The 15,384-nt window shown below is 62.0% G+C and carries 14 protein-coding genes; 11 read left to right on the top strand and 3 right to left on the bottom strand.

The genetic code is table 11. The features are described 5' to 3' along the window. The first annotated feature begins 9 nt into the window (after window positions 1-9). The 3 genes from lpdA to AC02Y0_RS20435 all read left to right on the top strand — a co-directional run bounded on the left by lpdA (window position 10) and on the right by AC02Y0_RS20435 (window position 2,563). A complete protein-coding gene (gene lpdA, locus AC02Y0_RS20425) occupies window positions 10-1,416 on the top strand; it encodes a dihydrolipoyl dehydrogenase (protein WP_476380849.1) in 1,407 nt (468 codons plus the stop codon). Window positions 1,417-1,544: 128 nt separating this feature from the next. Next, the gene (locus AC02Y0_RS20430; RefSeq protein WP_476380851.1) at window positions 1,545-2,045 is read left to right on the top strand and encodes a cytochrome b; all 501 of its coding nucleotides are present in this window, start codon (window positions 1,545-1,547) and stop codon (window positions 2,043-2,045) included. 17 nt (window positions 2,046-2,062) lie between these two features. Continuing rightward, on the top strand, window positions 2,063-2,563 hold the full coding sequence (locus tag AC02Y0_RS20435; protein ID WP_476380853.1) for a DUF2867 domain-containing protein: 501 nt from the start codon (window positions 2,063-2,065) through the stop codon (window positions 2,561-2,563). Here the strand turns inward: AC02Y0_RS20435 and AC02Y0_RS20440 are convergent. Then, entirely contained in the window at window positions 2,544-3,635 is a 1,092-nt protein-coding gene (locus AC02Y0_RS20440; protein WP_476380854.1) for a TraB/GumN family protein, read from the bottom strand. The genes AC02Y0_RS20435 and AC02Y0_RS20440 overlap by 20 nt on opposite strands. Window positions 3,636-3,725: 90 nt before the next feature. Beyond that, entirely contained in the window at window positions 3,726-4,649 is a 924-nt protein-coding gene (locus AC02Y0_RS20445) for a tyrosine recombinase XerC (protein WP_476380856.1), read from the bottom strand. Between the two features lie 145 nt (window positions 4,650-4,794). On the opposite strand from AC02Y0_RS20445, the gene AC02Y0_RS20450 reads away from it, so the two are divergent. From AC02Y0_RS20450 to AC02Y0_RS20485, 8 genes are all read left to right on the top strand, one after another. Continuing rightward, window positions 4,795-5,688 (top strand): GNAT family N-acetyltransferase, encoded by an 894-nt coding sequence (locus tag AC02Y0_RS20450; protein ID WP_476380858.1) that lies wholly within the window; start codon window positions 4,795-4,797, stop codon window positions 5,686-5,688. Window positions 5,689-5,748: 60 nt separating this feature from the next. Further along, window positions 5,749-7,962 carry a primosomal protein N' gene (locus AC02Y0_RS20455; RefSeq protein ID WP_476380860.1) on the top strand — a complete coding sequence of 738 codons (2,214 nt, stop codon included), beginning with the start codon at window positions 5,749-5,751 and terminating at the stop codon, window positions 7,960-7,962. A 113-nt stretch (window positions 7,963-8,075) separates the two neighbouring features. Next, window positions 8,076-8,459, top strand: coding sequence for an AGROH133_08824 family phage infection protein (locus tag AC02Y0_RS20460; RefSeq protein ID WP_476380862.1), 384 nt, complete (start codon window positions 8,076-8,078; stop codon window positions 8,457-8,459). A gap of 263 nt (window positions 8,460-8,722) precedes the next feature. Then, window positions 8,723-9,289 (top strand): F0F1 ATP synthase subunit delta, encoded by a 567-nt coding sequence (locus tag AC02Y0_RS20465; RefSeq protein ID WP_476380863.1) that lies wholly within the window; start codon window positions 8,723-8,725, stop codon window positions 9,287-9,289. Then, the gene (gene atpA, locus AC02Y0_RS20470; RefSeq protein ID WP_476380865.1) at window positions 9,289-10,818 is read left to right on the top strand and encodes a F0F1 ATP synthase subunit alpha; all 1,530 of its coding nucleotides are present in this window, start codon (window positions 9,289-9,291) and stop codon (window positions 10,816-10,818) included. Before AC02Y0_RS20465 ends, atpA begins: the two co-directional genes overlap by 1 nt. Before the next feature lie 29 nt (window positions 10,819-10,847). Next, the gene (locus AC02Y0_RS20475; RefSeq protein WP_307371454.1) at window positions 10,848-11,726 is read left to right on the top strand and encodes a F0F1 ATP synthase subunit gamma; all 879 of its coding nucleotides are present in this window, start codon (window positions 10,848-10,850) and stop codon (window positions 11,724-11,726) included. A gap of 24 nt (window positions 11,727-11,750) precedes the next feature. Continuing rightward, window positions 11,751-13,214, top strand: coding sequence for a F0F1 ATP synthase subunit beta (gene atpD / locus AC02Y0_RS20480; protein WP_476380866.1), 1,464 nt, complete (start codon window positions 11,751-11,753; stop codon window positions 13,212-13,214). Window positions 13,215-13,285: 71 nt separating this feature from the next. Further along, window positions 13,286-13,693 carry a F0F1 ATP synthase subunit epsilon gene (locus AC02Y0_RS20485; protein ID WP_476380868.1) on the top strand — a complete coding sequence of 136 codons (408 nt, stop codon included), beginning with the start codon at window positions 13,286-13,288 and terminating at the stop codon, window positions 13,691-13,693. Window positions 13,694-13,760: 67 nt separating this feature from the next. Here AC02Y0_RS20485 and AC02Y0_RS20490 read toward each other — a convergent pair whose 3' ends face one another. Then, window positions 13,761-15,380 (bottom strand): GMC family oxidoreductase, encoded by a 1,620-nt coding sequence (locus AC02Y0_RS20490; RefSeq protein WP_476380870.1) that lies wholly within the window; start codon window positions 15,378-15,380, stop codon window positions 13,761-13,763. Window positions 15,381-15,384 lie beyond the last annotated feature (4 nt).

Here is a 15,384-nt window from a genome sequence, read left to right on the forward strand (position 1 = left end):
AAGCTTCCCATGTCTTATGATGTCATCGTTATCGGCTCCGGCCCCGGCGGCTATGTCTGCGCCATCAAGGCGGCCCAGCTCGGCATGAAGGTTGCCGTCGTCGAGAAGCGCGCCACCTATGGCGGCACCTGCCTCAACATCGGCTGCATTCCGTCCAAGGCCCTGCTGCACGCGTCGGAAGTCTTCCACCAGGCCGCTCATGGCATGGCGGACCTCGGTGTCGAAGTCGGCGCACCAACGCTGAACCTTTCGAAGATGATGGCCCACAAGGACGCGACCGTGAAGTCGAACGTCGAGGGCGTCGCCTTCCTCTTCAAGAAGAACAAGATTGAGGGCATTCAGGGCACGGGCAAGATCCTCGGGGCCGGCAAGGTTGAGGTCACCAACGACGCCGGTGAAGTCAAGGTTCTCGAAACCAAGAACATCGTTATCGCTACTGGTTCCGATGTCGCCGGCATCCCGGGCGTTGCCGTCGAGATCGACGAGAAGATCATCGTGTCCTCGACCGGCGGCATCGCGCTTGAAAAGGTCCCGGCCAAGATGATCGTCGTCGGCGGCGGTGTTATCGGCCTCGAGCTCGGCTCGGTCTGGTCGCGCCTTGGCGCCAAGGTCACCGTCATCGAATATCTCGACACGATCCTCGGCGGCATGGATGGTGAAGTCTCCAAGCAGTTCCAGCGCATCCTTGCCAAGCAGGGCATGGAATTCAATCTCGGCGCCAAGGTCACCGGCGTGGTCAAGTCGGGTGATGGCGCCAAGGTCACGTTCGAGCCGGTCAAGGGCGGCGAAGCCCAGACGCTCGACGCCGACGTGGTGCTCGTCGCCACTGGCCGCAAGCCCTACACGGCTGGTCTCGGCCTTGAAGAATCCGGCGTTGCGCTGGACAATCGTGGTCGCGTCGAGATCGACGGCCACTACCGCACCAATGTCGCCGGCATCTATGCCATCGGCGACGTGGTCAAGGGTCCGATGCTCGCCCACAAGGCGGAAGACGAAGGCGTGGCGCTTGCCGAAATCCTCGCTGGACAGCATGGCCATGTGAACTACGAGGTCATCCCCGGCGTCGTCTACACCCAGCCGGAAGTTGCTTCCGTAGGCAAGACCGAGGAAGAGCTCAAGGCTGCAGGCGTCGCTTACAAGGTCGGCAAGTTCCCGTTCACGGCGAACGGCCGTGCGCGCGCGATGCAGGCGATGGACGGTTTCGTCAAGGTTCTCGCCGACAAGGACACCGACCGCGTGCTCGGCGTTCACATCATCGGCCTCGGCGCCGGCGAGATGATCCACGAGGCTGCCGTGCTGATGGAGTTCGGCGGTTCGTCGGAAGATCTCGGCCGCACCTGCCACGCCCACCCGACCATGTCGGAAGCCGTGAAGGAAGCCGCTCTCGCGACCTTCTTCAAGCCGCTGCATATGTGAGCCAGCTGACCTGACATAGGTCAATGATTATATTTCGGTAAGGTTGAAGGCCGTCGCTTGTGCCTCAAGCGGCGGCCTTTATCATGCGTGGTCAGTGCCTCCCTTTGCTCCTCCCGAAAGGCAAGACCATGGCCCATGTCGCGCCCGCTTCCTATTCCATCCCGCAGAAGGCCCTTCACTGGTTGATGGCCTTGCTCATCCTGTTCAATCTCATCTTCTCCGATGCGATGGAGGAGGTTGCCGAAGCCTATGAACGCGGGGAGGTCCCTTCGCCTGAGGACCTGACCTTCGCTAATATCCATGCCTATGTCGGGATCGCCGTGATCTGTCTCGGGCTTGTCCGGCTCGCGGTCCGGCTGACACGCGGTGCGCCACCCGCGCCGGCCGAGGAGCCGCCGCTGTTGGCACTCGCTGCCAAGCTGGCGCATGGCACCTTCTACGCGCTCTTTTTCCTCATTCCGCTGAGCGGCATCGGCGCCTACTACTTCGGCAATGAGACGGCGGGCTTCGTGCATGGTGGCCCGCTGAAAAGCCTCATGTGGCTTTTGATCGCAGTGCACATCCTGGCGCTTCTGATACATCAGTTCTACTGGAAGACGCCGGTCGCCAAGCGCATGACGCGGGGGTGATCGCTAAGGGGGACAGGATGGGTGTTGTCGTCGAACAGCGCGTGACGCTTCCGCATCACGACCTTCCCGAGGCCGACTGGGCTGATAGCTACGCAGTGCGGCTAGATCGGTCCGACCTCGATCCTATGGAGGTCGCGAGGGATCTCATGGGTCGAGCGCCGCGCTGGGTCGGGGTTCTGCTCAAGATCCGCAATCGGATTGTCGGTCTCTTCGGATTAAAATCGGCTGAGCTTGAACTGACCGGCCAGGATAAGATCGGCGGCTTTCCGGTGATTGATCATGATGGCGAGCGCGTCCTGCTCGGCTTTAACGACAAGCATCTGGATTTCCGGATCATCGTGACGGTCGAGCCAGAGGGTGCCGGCCATCAACACGTGTCGCTGACGACGCTCGTCAATCGACACAATCTGTTTGGCCGGATCTACATCCTTGTCGTCACGCCGTTCCACAAGCTGATCGTGAAGACCTTCCTGAAGCGCTTTGCCGCTTCGAAAGGCCTCAGCCGTCGATCCGCGTAACGGTGTAGCCCTGGCCGCGCAGAAGTTCGACCAAGCCTTCTTCGCCCGGCAGATGCAGTGCACCGACGGCGATGAAGGCATTGCCCTTTTCGAGATGCTGCTTGCTGCCTTCGGCCATGACCAGATTGCGGTCGCGGACGATCCGCGTCTCGAAGGCGGCATAGGCGCTTTCGTCTTCACCTGACTCGGTCGGGGCCACGGCCTTCAGCATGGGCATGGTCATGCCGATGTCACCGGCGAGATAAAGCTCGGTCATCGTCTCGATGACGTCTTCCATCTTCTCGCCGAGCGCGATTGTCTCGATCAGAGCCTTGAAATGAAAGTCGACCGGCAGGTCGGCCATGGCTTCGAGCTGCTCAACAAGGGTTTCCAGCCCGGCGATCGGCTTGCCGGCTTTGACCGCATCTTCCGCGATCTGCTTGTCGAGGAAGGAGGCGCCGGCTGCCTTGCGCGACATCTCGCAGGCGGGGAGCGCAACGAAGCTCGCGAGGATCCAAGGCTTCATCCGGGCAACGGCGCCGAGCGCCAAGCCGCGCTCCTTCAGGCCGGATTCCAGTTTGGCCAGTTCTTCGGCGTCGAGGTGGTCCTTCACGGACTTGCCGTCCGTGAACATGGTGAGTTCGGGATGCATGAGCAGGGAAGCGGCGGCCTTCTGCTCGTCGAGGATCTCGTCTGATTCGATGACAACAACATCTGCCGCTGCAGCCGCTTCGCGGGCGCCGTTGGGCATGGTGAGAACGCGCGGATCAGTGACATGCATGGTGCCGAGCAGGTAGGAGGGCTTCAGGCCCTCCCTCTCGACCTTCCAGAAGATACCCTGGCCATTTGGCACCTTGGCGGCTTCCGCGCGGATCTTCGCAAGCTCTTCCGGCTTTTCCTTTTCCATGGCCACAAGCAGGTTCTCGCCATGGCAGGCAGTGTCGGAGGCTCGGGCAGGGCTGACTGCAAGCAGGGTAGCCAGCAGCAGGGCGACAAGCACAAGCGGCAGCGCGCCAGCGATCCAGAGGCCGATCTCGGACGGCGAAAGGCGCGGCAAGGTCGGCCGCAGCGTGAAAAGGCGATGCGCGTTCATGTCGTCTCCTGTCAGAAGTGGGGAGAATAGGAGCGATCGCCCTCACGTTCGATTAAGGATCTTGGTTAACGCAGGCGCGATCGGGACGCGTCAGGCGCGCGGATGGGCGCGGTCGTAGATGTCCAGAAGCCGTGCGCTGTCGACGCCGGTATAGATCTGCGTGGTCGAGAGGCTCGCATGGCCAAGCAGTTCCTGGATCGTCCTCAAGTCCCCGCCACTGCCCAGAAGATGTGTCGCGAAGGAATGGCGCAGAGCATGGGGCGTGGCCGAATCCGGCAGGCCAAGGGCCGAGCGCAGCTTCTGCATCTCGCGCTGGATGATCGCCGGCTGAAGCGGTCCACCACGGGCACCCCGAAAGAGGGGAGCATCGCCTTCGAGATAATAAGGGCAGAGGCCATAATAGGTTTCGACCGCCTCCATGACGACAGGTAGCAGCGGTACGAGCCGCATTTTGCCGCCCTTGCCGGTGATGCGCAGGCTGGTCGGCCTGCCCTGGAAAACGTCGGGTGTCAGTCCGAGAGCCTCAGAGATACGAAGGCCGCATCCATACAGGAGCGAGAGCACGGCTGCGTCACGGGCGGCGATCCAGGGCTCTTCGTGCATCTGCGTGTCGATCGCGACGACGGCCAGAGCCTGACGGCCGCTGAGTGGCTTGGGCAGGGACTTCGGCTGCTTCGGTGAGCGGATCGCACTCGCACCCGCCGCATTGACCAGGCCCTTGCGTTCCAGGTGGCGCAGGAAGGAGCGCAGGCCTGCCAGATGGCGACCGAGCGTTCGCGCACCGGCCCCGTCCTTGCGGCGATGGGCGAGGAAGCCGCGCAGATCCGCCGGGCGCAGCGCCTCGATATCGCGGATCTTCACCATGCCCCCGACATGCGTGGACAGGAACTGAAGGAATTGCCGCGTGTCGCGTTCATAGGCTTCCAGCGTATTGCCCGACAGCCGACGCTCGGCGCCCAGGCTTTCCAGCCAGGCGGCGCGTTCGCCTAGGAGTTTTTCGTCTGCCTGGATCAATTTCCCGCCTTCCGCGTTGTTGGGTGTCGGCCAGCCCTCGCACGATGGCGCGGGAGGGTTAACGAAGGACGAATATCGGGGCTGTCATGATCGGATCACAAATCGCTGCCAGAACCCCTCTGGAACTCTGGCGAGGTATTTGCTGATGCGCCGCTCTCCCGTCTCCACCTTCGCAAGCGTCACCGACACCCTGTCGCTTCTTTCCCACGGTCGCCCCGGGCATATCGTCGACACGCTGATTGCCGAGCGTGGGCAGAAGCTCGTCGAGCATCCGCTTTGGCCCGCGATGCGGCCCTTCCTTTATAGCGTTCTGCGCTACGACAAGGCGATCCAGTTCGCCAATGACGTTGCCAACCTGCCGGGTCCGCAGGTGTTCGACTATCTGAGCGCTGCTCTCGGCCTCGATATCCAGGTCCGACATGCCGATCGCATCCCGTCATCCGGCGGGTTCATCCTGGTCAGCAATCATCCGACCGGCATTGCCGACGGGGTTGCGATGTATGACCTGCTGAAGGATCCCCGTCCCGACATGACCTTCTTCGCCAACCGCGATGCCGTCAGGGTCAATCCGCGGCTTGCCGAAATCATCATCCCGGTCGAATGGCGCGAAGAGCACAAGTCGAAGCTCAAGGCACGCGAGACGCTGAAGCTCACCACGCGGGCCGTGGAAGAGGGCAGGGCTACCGTGCTCTTCCCGTCCGGCCGTATCGCCTATTGGGATGAGGGCAAGCTGAACGAGCGGCCCTGGAAGACGTCGGCCATCTCACTTGCGCGCAAATATAATCTGCCGATCCTGCCGGTGAACATGAAGGCCCGCAATTCTGGCCTGTTCTACTGGTTCGCCCGCTGGTCGACAGAGCTGCGCGACATGACCGTCTTTTACGAGCTTCTGAACAAGCGCGGCGGGCGTTTCGATTTCACCGTCGGTAATCTGATTCCGGTCGAGGCGCTCGACGGTGATCCCGCCGAGGTGACCAAGGCGCTGGAAGACTACACGGTCCACCAACTGCCTGCCGATCCCGACCGCAGCTTCCGCTGATCTCCTCCGTCACATAAAGCCTGTTTTCTTTCTGTTCTTCCGGGGGCAAGTTGCAGCCCGATGAAGGACGATTCGAAAAGCCTGTTTGGGGAACTGTTTGAGACACCGCGCCGCAAGGTGGTGCCGGTGCTCGTGCCTATGCCCGCGCCGACGGCCTACAGCTATGCCGTGCCTGAGAACCTGACGGTCGAGCCGGGTGCGATCGTACAGGTGCCGCTCGGGCCGCGTCAGGTGATCGGTGTGGTCTGGGATGGCGGCGAGGACACATCAGTCGATCCGAAGAAGCTCAGGGAAATCACCAAGGTCTTCGATTGCCCGCCGCTCGATCAGGACATGCGCACCTTCCTCGACTGGGTCGCTGCCTACACGCTCTCTCCGCCCGGCTATGTGGCCCGCATGGCGCTCCGGGCGCCTGCCGCATTTGATCCCGAACCTATGATCGAGGGACTGCGCTATGCCGGTTACGAGCCGGAGCGCCTGACCCCTGCACGACAGAAGGTGCTGGAGATGGCGGCGGACGGTCTCTCCTGGACGAAGAGCGGGCTTGCTCACGCGAGCGGCGTCTCGACGAGCGTCATCGATGGTCTGGTCAAGCAGGGCGTGTTCGAACAGGTCTTCCTGCCGCCGCCGCCGCTGGTTGCGGCTCCCGATCCGGACTATGCGGAGAACCGGCTCGCCGGTCCGCAGAAGGAGGCGGCCGAAGAGATCCTCGACAGCCTGCGCAAGGGCGGCTTTGCCGTTTCCCTGATCGATGGCGTGACGGGCTCCGGCAAGACGGAGGTCTACTTCGAGGCGATTGCCGAGACGCTGAAACAGGGCAAGCAGGTGCTGATCCTGCTGCCGGAAATTGCACTCACCGCCAACTTCCTCGAGCGCTTCCAGGATCGCTTCGGCTCCAAGCCCGGGGAATGGCATTCGGATCTCGCGACACGCACGCGTGAAAAGGTCTGGCGCCAGGTGGCGACCGGCGAGATCCGCGTCGTTGCCGGTGCGCGCTCGGCGCTCTTCCTGCCCTTCGAAAATCTGGGCTTGATCATCGTCGACGAAGAGCATGATCCGGCCTTCAAGCAGGAAGACCGTGTCTTTTATAATGCGCGGGACATGGCGGTCGTGCGGGCGCGGATCGCGAACTTCCCGGTCGTGCTTGTCTCGGCGACGCCATCTGTCGAGAGCCAGGTCAACTGCATCGCCGGTCGCTACACGCGCATCCATCTGCCGACGCGCTTTGCCGATGCCGCAATGCCGGATCTGCATCTCATCGACATGCGGCGTGCGCCGCCCGAGCGGGGCGGCTTTCTGTCGCCGATCCTGCTTCGCTCCGTCGGTAAGGCCGTGGAGCGCGGCGAACAGGCGCTCCTCTTCCTCAATCGACGGGGATATGCGCCGCTCACGCTCTGCCGGGTCTGCGGCCACCGATTCCAGTGCCCGCAATGTTCGAGCTGGCTGGTCGAGCATCGTTTTCGCGGTCAGATCCAGTGCCACCAATGCGGCTATCACGAGCCGACGCCGAATTCCTGCCCGGAATGCGGCACGCTCGATCATCTCGTCGCCTGCGGCCCCGGTGTCGAGCGCATCGCCGAGGAAGTGGAGAAGCACTTTCCCGATGCGCGCACACTGGTGCTCTCTTCGGATATCGGTGGAGTGAAGCGTCTGAGACTGGAGCTTGAGGCCATCGCCAATGGTGAGGCCGATATCGTCATCGGCACCCAGCTCGTCGCCAAGGGGCATAACTTCCCGCTGATGACGCTGGTCGGCATTATCGATGCGGATATCGGTTTGTCGAACGGCGATCCCAGAGCTGCCGAGCGGACCTTCCAGCTGCTTTCCCAGGTCACAGGCCGCGCGGGCCGAACCGGGCGCAAGAGCCTTGGTCTCCTGCAGACCTTCCAGCCACAGCATCCTGTCATGCAGGCGATCGTATCGGGGGATGCGGGCGCCTTCTATGAACGCGAGATCACCGAGCGCGAGCGAGCGCAGCTCCCGCCTTACGGGCGGCTGGTCTCGATCATCGTCTCCGCTGATACCCGCGCCGAAGCGGAAGGCCATGCCCGCGGCCTCCGACAGGCTGCGCCGCAGGAAAGCGGGATCATGATCCTCGGGCCTGCAGAGGCGCCGCTTGCCCTGATCCGGGGGCGGCATCGCTTCCGGCTGCTGGTGCACGGGCGCCGCAACAGCGACATGCAGGCTTTCGTGAAAAGCATGTTGGAGCGGGGGCCGAAAGAGCGGCGCTCGATCCAGGTGCAGGTCGATGTCGATCCGCAAAGCTTCCTGTGAGCGTTTTTCAGCCGATTGAGGTCGCATCGTCCTCAGAATGAGCCGCAAAGCCCATACCGCCACCGCGCGTTTCGTGCCATAAGCCCCGCGATTTCTTTCACGCGGGTCGATCCATGGAATTCTACTTCCCCACTGAACTTGGCGAGCAACTGGCCTTCCTCTCCGCTGCCGCTGCCGCGCTCATCGGCTGCTTCGTTCTCTTTGCTCCAGGCCTCACCCTGAAGGCGCTGGGTCTCACCGCCGGCGACGGGCGACCGGAAGGTCTGGGTGCTGCGCGGTCCATCGGCGGGCTCATTGTCGGTTTCGCCGGAACGGCACTCCTGCTCGCTCAGCCGACTGTCTATCTGGCCTTTGGCGCGGCTGTCGGGCTGTCTGCCTTTGCCCGTGTCCTGTCGATCATGTCGGACCATGGCGGCACCTGGCGCAATCTTCTCCTTCTGGTTGTGCAGGCGGTCATCGCTTCTCTCGCACTTGCCTATGTCTTTGGTCTGACATGAAGATCGGTCAGGAATTGGATCTCCGAACAATCCCGCCAATTTGACGCAGATTTGGACAAAAAACGCCGCAAGGCCTTGCTCTGAAGTAGCAAACCTTTAATACGCGTGTTGCGAGTCTAGACCTGCTATGCTAGACGGACCGCGAAATTCGGAAAACGCAAGTGCAACATGCTTGTGTTTCTGGGGAAAAACAAAACGATATCAGGAGTTTGAGAGGCCTCAATCGAGGTGTCCGGCATCCTGGATCAAGATCAGGGAATTTTTTGCCCGTGGCAGACGCATCCCAAGTGATTTCAGGCGTGGCGGAGCGTTACGCTTCGTCGCTTTTCGAGCTCGCGCTCGAAGGCGGCGCAATTGACGCCGTTGCTGCCGATCTCAACCGTTTCCAGGCGATGATCGACGAAAGCGGCGATCTGAAGCGTCTGGTCCTGTCGCCCGTCTTCACGGCTGAAGATCAGGTCAAGGCCATCAACGTTATCGGCGAAAAGGCCGGTTTCAACGCGCTGGTGTTGAACTTCCTGAAGGTCGTTGCAAGCAATCGCCGCCTGTTTGCCGTTCCTGGCATGGTGGCTGCCTATCGCCAGATCGCTGCCCGTCACAAGGGTGAGATCACGGCTGACGTCACCTCTGCTCATGCCCTTACGGCTGAGCAGGAAACCGAACTGAAAGCGGCGCTGAAGGGCGTTACCGGCAAGGAAGTCTCGATCTCCGTCACGGTCGATCCCTCCCTGCTCGGCGGCCTGATCGTGAAGGTCGGCTCCCGCCAGATCGACACGTCCCTTCGCACCAAACTTTCCACCCTTAAGCTTGCACTGAAAGAGGTTGGCTGATGGATATCCGCGCCGCGGAAATTTCCGCAATTCTGAAAGATCAAATCAAGAACTTCGGCAAAGAGGCGGAAGTCTCTGAAGTTGGCCAGGTTCTGTCCGTCGGTGACGGTATCGCCCGCGTCTACGGCCTCGACAATGTTCAGGCCGGCGAAATGGTCGAGTTCCCGGGCGGCATCCGCGGTATGGCGCTCAACCTCGAAGCCGACAACGTCGGTGTGGTTATCTTCGGTGCCGACCGTGGCATCAAGGAAGGCGACATTGTCAAGCGGACCGGCGCCATCGTTGACGTTCCGGTTGGTCCGGAACTGCTCGGCCGCGTCGTTGACGCGCTTGGCAACCCGATCGACGGCAAGGGCCCGATCAACGCGACCCGCCGTTCGCGCGTCGACGTAAAGGCTCCAGGCATCATCCCGCGCAAGTCGGTTCACGAGCCGATGTCGACCGGCCTCAAGGCCATCGACGCCCTCATCCCGGTTGGTCGTGGCCAGCGCGAGCTCGTCATCGGCGACCGTCAGACCGGCAAGACCGCGATCATCCTGGACGCCTTCCTCAACCAGAAGGCCATCCACGACAACGGTCCGGACGCTGAAAAGCTGTACTGCGTCTACGTGGCCATCGGCCAGAAGCGTTCGACGGTTGCGCAGTTCGTGAAGGTTCTCGAAGAGCGTGGCGCTCTCCAGTACTCGATCATCATCGCTGCTACCGCATCCGACCCGGCTCCGATGCAGTATCTCGCACCGTTCGCCGGTTGCGCGATGGGCGAATACTTCCGCGACAACGGCATGCATGCCCTGATCGCCTATGACGACCTGTCCAAGCAGGCTGTCGCTTACCGCCAGATGTCGCTTCTTCTGCGCCGTCCGCCGGGCCGCGAAGCTTACCCGGGCGACGTCTTCTATCTGCATTCGCGTCTTCTCGAGCGCGCCGCCAAGATGGGCGACGCTGCCGGTGCTGGCTCGCTGACCGCTCTGCCGGTTATCGAAACCCAGGGCAACGACGTTTCGGCCTTCATTCCGACCAACGTAATCTCGATCACCGACGGTCAGATCTTCCTTGAAACCGACCTGTTCTACCAGGGTATCCGTCCGGCCGTTAACGTCGGTCTCTCGGTTTCGCGCGTTGGTTCTGCCGCTCAGATCAAGGCGATGAAGCAGGTTGCCGGCTCGATCAAGGGCGAACTCGCCCAGTATCGCGAAATGGCCGCCTTCGCCCAGTTCGGTTCCGACCTCGACGCCGCCACCCAGCGCCTGCTGAACCGCGGTGCCCGTCTGACGGAGCTCCTGAAGCAGCCGCAGTTCTCGCCGCTGAAGACGGAAGAGCAGGTTGCGGTGATCTTTGCTGGCGTCAATGGTTACCTGGACAAGGTCCAGGTCAACCAGGTCGGCAAGTTCGAGCAGGGCTTCCTTTCCTACCTCCGTTCGGAAGGCAAGGCGATCCTCGATGCGATCCGCACCGAAAAGGCGATCAGCGACGATACCAAGGGCAAGCTCAAGGCCGCTCTCGATACTTTCGCGAAGAACTTCGCCTAATTCAGGCTCAAGCCAAGGACGGATAACGGATGCCTTCACTTAAGGATCTGAAAAACCGGATCGCCTCCGTCAAGGCGACGCAGAAGATCACCAAGGCGATGAAGATGGTCGCCGCGGCGAAGCTGCGTCGTGCGCAGGAAGCGGCCGAGGCTGCCCGCCCGTACTCGCAGCGCATGGGTGTCGTCCTGGCCAACATCGCGCAAGCCGTGGGTTCGGACGACAGCGCACCGCGCCTGATGACCGGCACCGGCAAGGACGACGTGCATCTGCTCGTCGTCTGCACCGCCGAGCGTGGTCTGTGTGGCGGTTTCAACTCGTCGATCTCGCGTTTCGCTCGTGACCATGCGCGCAAGCTTTTGGCCCAGGGCAAGACGGTCAAGATCTTCTGCGTTGGCAAGAAGGGCTACGACAGCCTTCGCCGCGAATTTGCCGGCATGATCGTCGAGCGTGCGGATCTGCGCGAAGTGAAGCGTATCGGCTTCACCAATGCAGATGCCATCGGTCGCAAGGTCATCGGCATGTTCGAGCGTGGCGAATTCGATGTCTGCACGCTGTTCTATTCCGAGTTCAAGTCGGTGATCAGCCAGATCCCGACCGCTCAGCAGATCATCCCGGCCGCTCCGGCCGAAGCTGCTCCGCAGGGTGGTGCATCCGCGCTTTACGAATACGAGCCGGATGCGGCTGGGATCCTCGAGGATCTCATCCCGCGCAACATCTCGGTTCAGATTTTCCGGGCCCTGCTCGAAAACGTTGCTGGTGAAATGGGCGCCAAGATGAGCGCCATGGACAATGCGACGCGCAATGCCGGTGAGATGATCAACAAGCTGACGCTTTCGTACAACCGCCAGCGTCAGGCGCAGATCACCAAGGAACTCATTGAAATCATTTCGGGCGCGGAAGCGCTCTGAGGTTAAGGAAAGAGGGTAAGATAAATGGCTAAGGCAGCTACCCCCAAGTCTAAGGCGGTGAAGTCCGCAGCCGGTGCTCTCGGCAAGGTCACGCAGGTCATCGGCGCCGTCGTTGACGTCGCATTCGAAGGCGAACTGCCCCCGATCCTGAACGCGCTGGAAACCGACAACGGCGGCAACCGCCTCGTTCTCGAAGTCGCGCAGCACCTCGGCGAAAACCAGGTCCGCACGATCGCCATGGACTCGACCGAAGGTCTCGTCCGCGGCCAGCCGGTCTCCGACACGGGCGCTCCGATCTCGGTTCCGGTCGGTCCGGAAACGCTCGGCCGCATCATGAACGTCATCGGCGAACCGGTTGACGAAGCTGGTCCGCTGGTCACCGAATCGAAGCGCGCCATCCACCAGGAAGCCCCGGCTTACGTCGAGCAGTCGACCGAAGCCCAGATCCTGGTCACCGGCATCAAGGTCGTCGACCTCCTGGCTCCTTACGCCAAGGGCGGTAAGATCGGCCTGTTCGGCGGCGCCGGCGTTGGCAAGACCGTTCTCATCATGGAACTGATCAACAACGTCGCCAAGGCGCACGGTGGTTACTCGGTCTTCGCTGGCGTGGGTGAACGTACCCGCGAAGGCAACGACCTTTACCACGAGATGATCGAGTCCGGCGTTAACAAGCACGGCGGTGGCGAAGGCTCCAAGGCTGCCCTCGTATACGGCCAGATGAACGAACCGCCGGGCGCCCGCGCTCGCGTCGCCCTGACCGGTCTGACGATCGCTGAAGATTTCCGTGACAAGGGTCAGGACGTTCTGTTCTTCGTCGACAACATCTTCCGCTTCACCCAGGCAGGTTCGGAAGTGTCCGCTCTGCTCGGCCGTATCCCGTCGGCCGTTGGTTATCAGCCGACGCTTGCTACCGACATGGGTCAGATGCAGGAACGCATCACCACCACGACCAAGGGCTCGATCACCTCGGTTCAGGCCATTTACGTTCCCGCCGACGACTTGACCGACCCGGCTCCGGCCACCTCGTTCGCCCACCTGGACGCAACGACGGTTCTGTCGCGCTCGATCGCTGAAAAGGGTATCTACCCGGCCGTTGACCCGCTCGACTCGACCTCGCGCATGCTTGACCCGATGGTTGTCGGCGAAGAGCACTACGAGATCGCTCGTAAGGTTCAGACGACCCTGCAGCGCTACAAGTCGCTCCAGGACATCATCGCCATCCTCGGCATGGACGAACTGTCCGAAGAGGACAAGATGACTGTTGCGCGCGCTCGTAAGATCGAACGCTTCCTGTCGCAGCCGTTCTTCGTGGCCGAAGTCTTCACCGGTTCGCCGGGCAAGCTGGTTGCTCTCGAAGACACGATCAAGGGCTTCAAGGGCCTCGTCAACGGCGACTACGACCACCTGCCGGAAGCTGCCTTCTACATGGTTGGCTCGATCGAAGAAGCCATCGAGAAGGCCAAGCGCCTGGCTGCCGAAGCCGCTTAAGGCTCAAGGGAATGCCGACACGCGGGATTACCCGCGTGTCGCTTAATCCTTCATCAGAGAAGTGAACGACCATGGCCGACAATTTCAACTTTGAGCTCGTTTCGCCCGAGCGTCTTCTGCTCTCCGAACAGGTGATCGAAGTCGTCATTCCGGCAAGGGAAGGCGAAATGACCGTCATGGCCAATCATGCGCCGACCATGACGACGATCAAGCCGGGCGTGGTGAGCGTCAAGCTCGCCTCCGGTCAGGTGTCCAAGTATGTGGTATTCGGTGGTTTCGCCGACGTCCTGCCGACCGGCTGCACGCTGCTTGCCGAATCCGCTGTTCCACTTTCGGAAATCTCGGCTGACACGCTGACCAAGCGTATCGACGAAGCCCGCAAGGAACTTGACGGTGTCGAGCATCACGAGCACCGCACCAAGCTCGAGCAGTATCTCGCCGAGCTCACCAACCTGAACGGCGTTCTCGTCGCTGCCTGATCGGCTGCGCACGACGGACAAGAATTGAAGCCGGGCCTTTGGGTCCGGCTTTTTTCATGCACGGATGTCAGGCGGAGACGGCGTCTTCAAGGATCATCGCTGCACCCTTTTCTGCAACCATCATCGTCGGGGCATTGATGTTGCCGGCGGTGATATTCGGGAAGACAGAGGCGTCGACGATCCGGAGCCCCGGCACGCCATGCACCCGGAGCCGCGCATCGACTACGGTCTCGCGCGGATCGGTCCCCATCGCGCAGGTGCCGCAGAGGTGATAGATCGAGCCGCTGTTGAGGCGGAAATAGTCGAGCAGCTTGTCATCGGTATCGGCAGCCTTGGAGGGCGACACCTCCTCCTCCACCCAACCATCAAGCGCCCGCGCATCCGCGATGCGGCGCATAAGCCGGCTCCCCTGCAAGACTTCCTCGATGTCGCGATCCGTCGACAGGTAGTTCGGTCGAATGAGCGGTGCGTCCGACGCGTCGGGCGAGGCGATCGAGATCGTGCCCTTGCTGGTCGGGCGGCAGGCGTTGAAGGCGATGAGAAAGCCCGGATAGGGCTCCGGTGTCAGGCTGGCCTTGGGACTGTCCGGGATCCGATAGGAGAGCGGGTTGAAATAGACCTGGATATTCGGCCGCGTCTCCTCAGGCGATCCGCGGAAGAAGCCACCGGCCTGATTGACGCTCATGGCGAAGGGCCCGCTGCGCTTCAACAGCCACATCAGGCCGAAGCGGGCCTGGCCCATGAGGCTCGCGAATTCGCCATTCAGGGTCGGCTGTTTCGACCGGTAATAGAAGCTGGCGCAGAGATGGTCCTGCAGGTTCCGGCCGACCGCCGGCAAGTGTTTGCGGGTTTCGATACCCCGGGCAAACAGCGTCGACCCATCGCCGAATCCGGAAAGCTGCATCAGTTTCGGGGTATCCACCGCACCGGCCGTCAGGATCACCTCGCGGCGCGCGGTAAAGCTCTTCAACCGGCCATGCTGCATGACCTCCACGCCGGACACCCTGCCATCCTGATCCACCAGCAAGCGGCGCGCATGGGCCTGGCGCTCGATGGCGAGGTTCGCCCGCTTCAGGGCGGGGCGCAGATACTCGGCGCTGGAATGCGAGCGTTGACCGCGCCTTGTATTGACGTCGTAGACACCGGCGCCCTCGATCGCCGCCCCGTTGAAATCCTCGTTCAGCGGTACGCCCAGTTCGTCACAGGCGTCGAGAAAGGCATCGCTCACCGGGTGGGTAGACCCGCGCATCGGCGTCACGTGGATCGGGCCGCTACTACCATGCCAAGGGCTCTCTCCCCGCGCATGGGTCTCCAGCTTCCGGAAGTAGGGCAGCACATCGTCAAAGCCCCAGCCGGGGTTGCCGGCGGCCTGCCAGTCGTCGAAATCCTCTGCGGCACCTCGCACGAAGACCATCGCATTGATCGAGCCGGAGCCGCCCTGCACCTTGCCGCGCGGGGCGTAAATGCGCCGGCCGCCGAGATTGGGCTCGGGTTCGGTGCGGTACATCCAGTTGACCTTGGGATTGTAGTAGCTCTTGGCGTAGCCCACAGGGATCTTGAACCAGATGGACTTGTCCTCGCCACCGGCCTCGATGAGCAGCACGGAATGACGCCCGCTTTCACTCAGGCGGCTGGCCACGATGCAGCCTGCGGAGCCTGCACCGACCACGATGAAATCGAAGATCATGGCG

Source organism: Allorhizobium sp. nf9_anc (assembly GCF_056323085.1).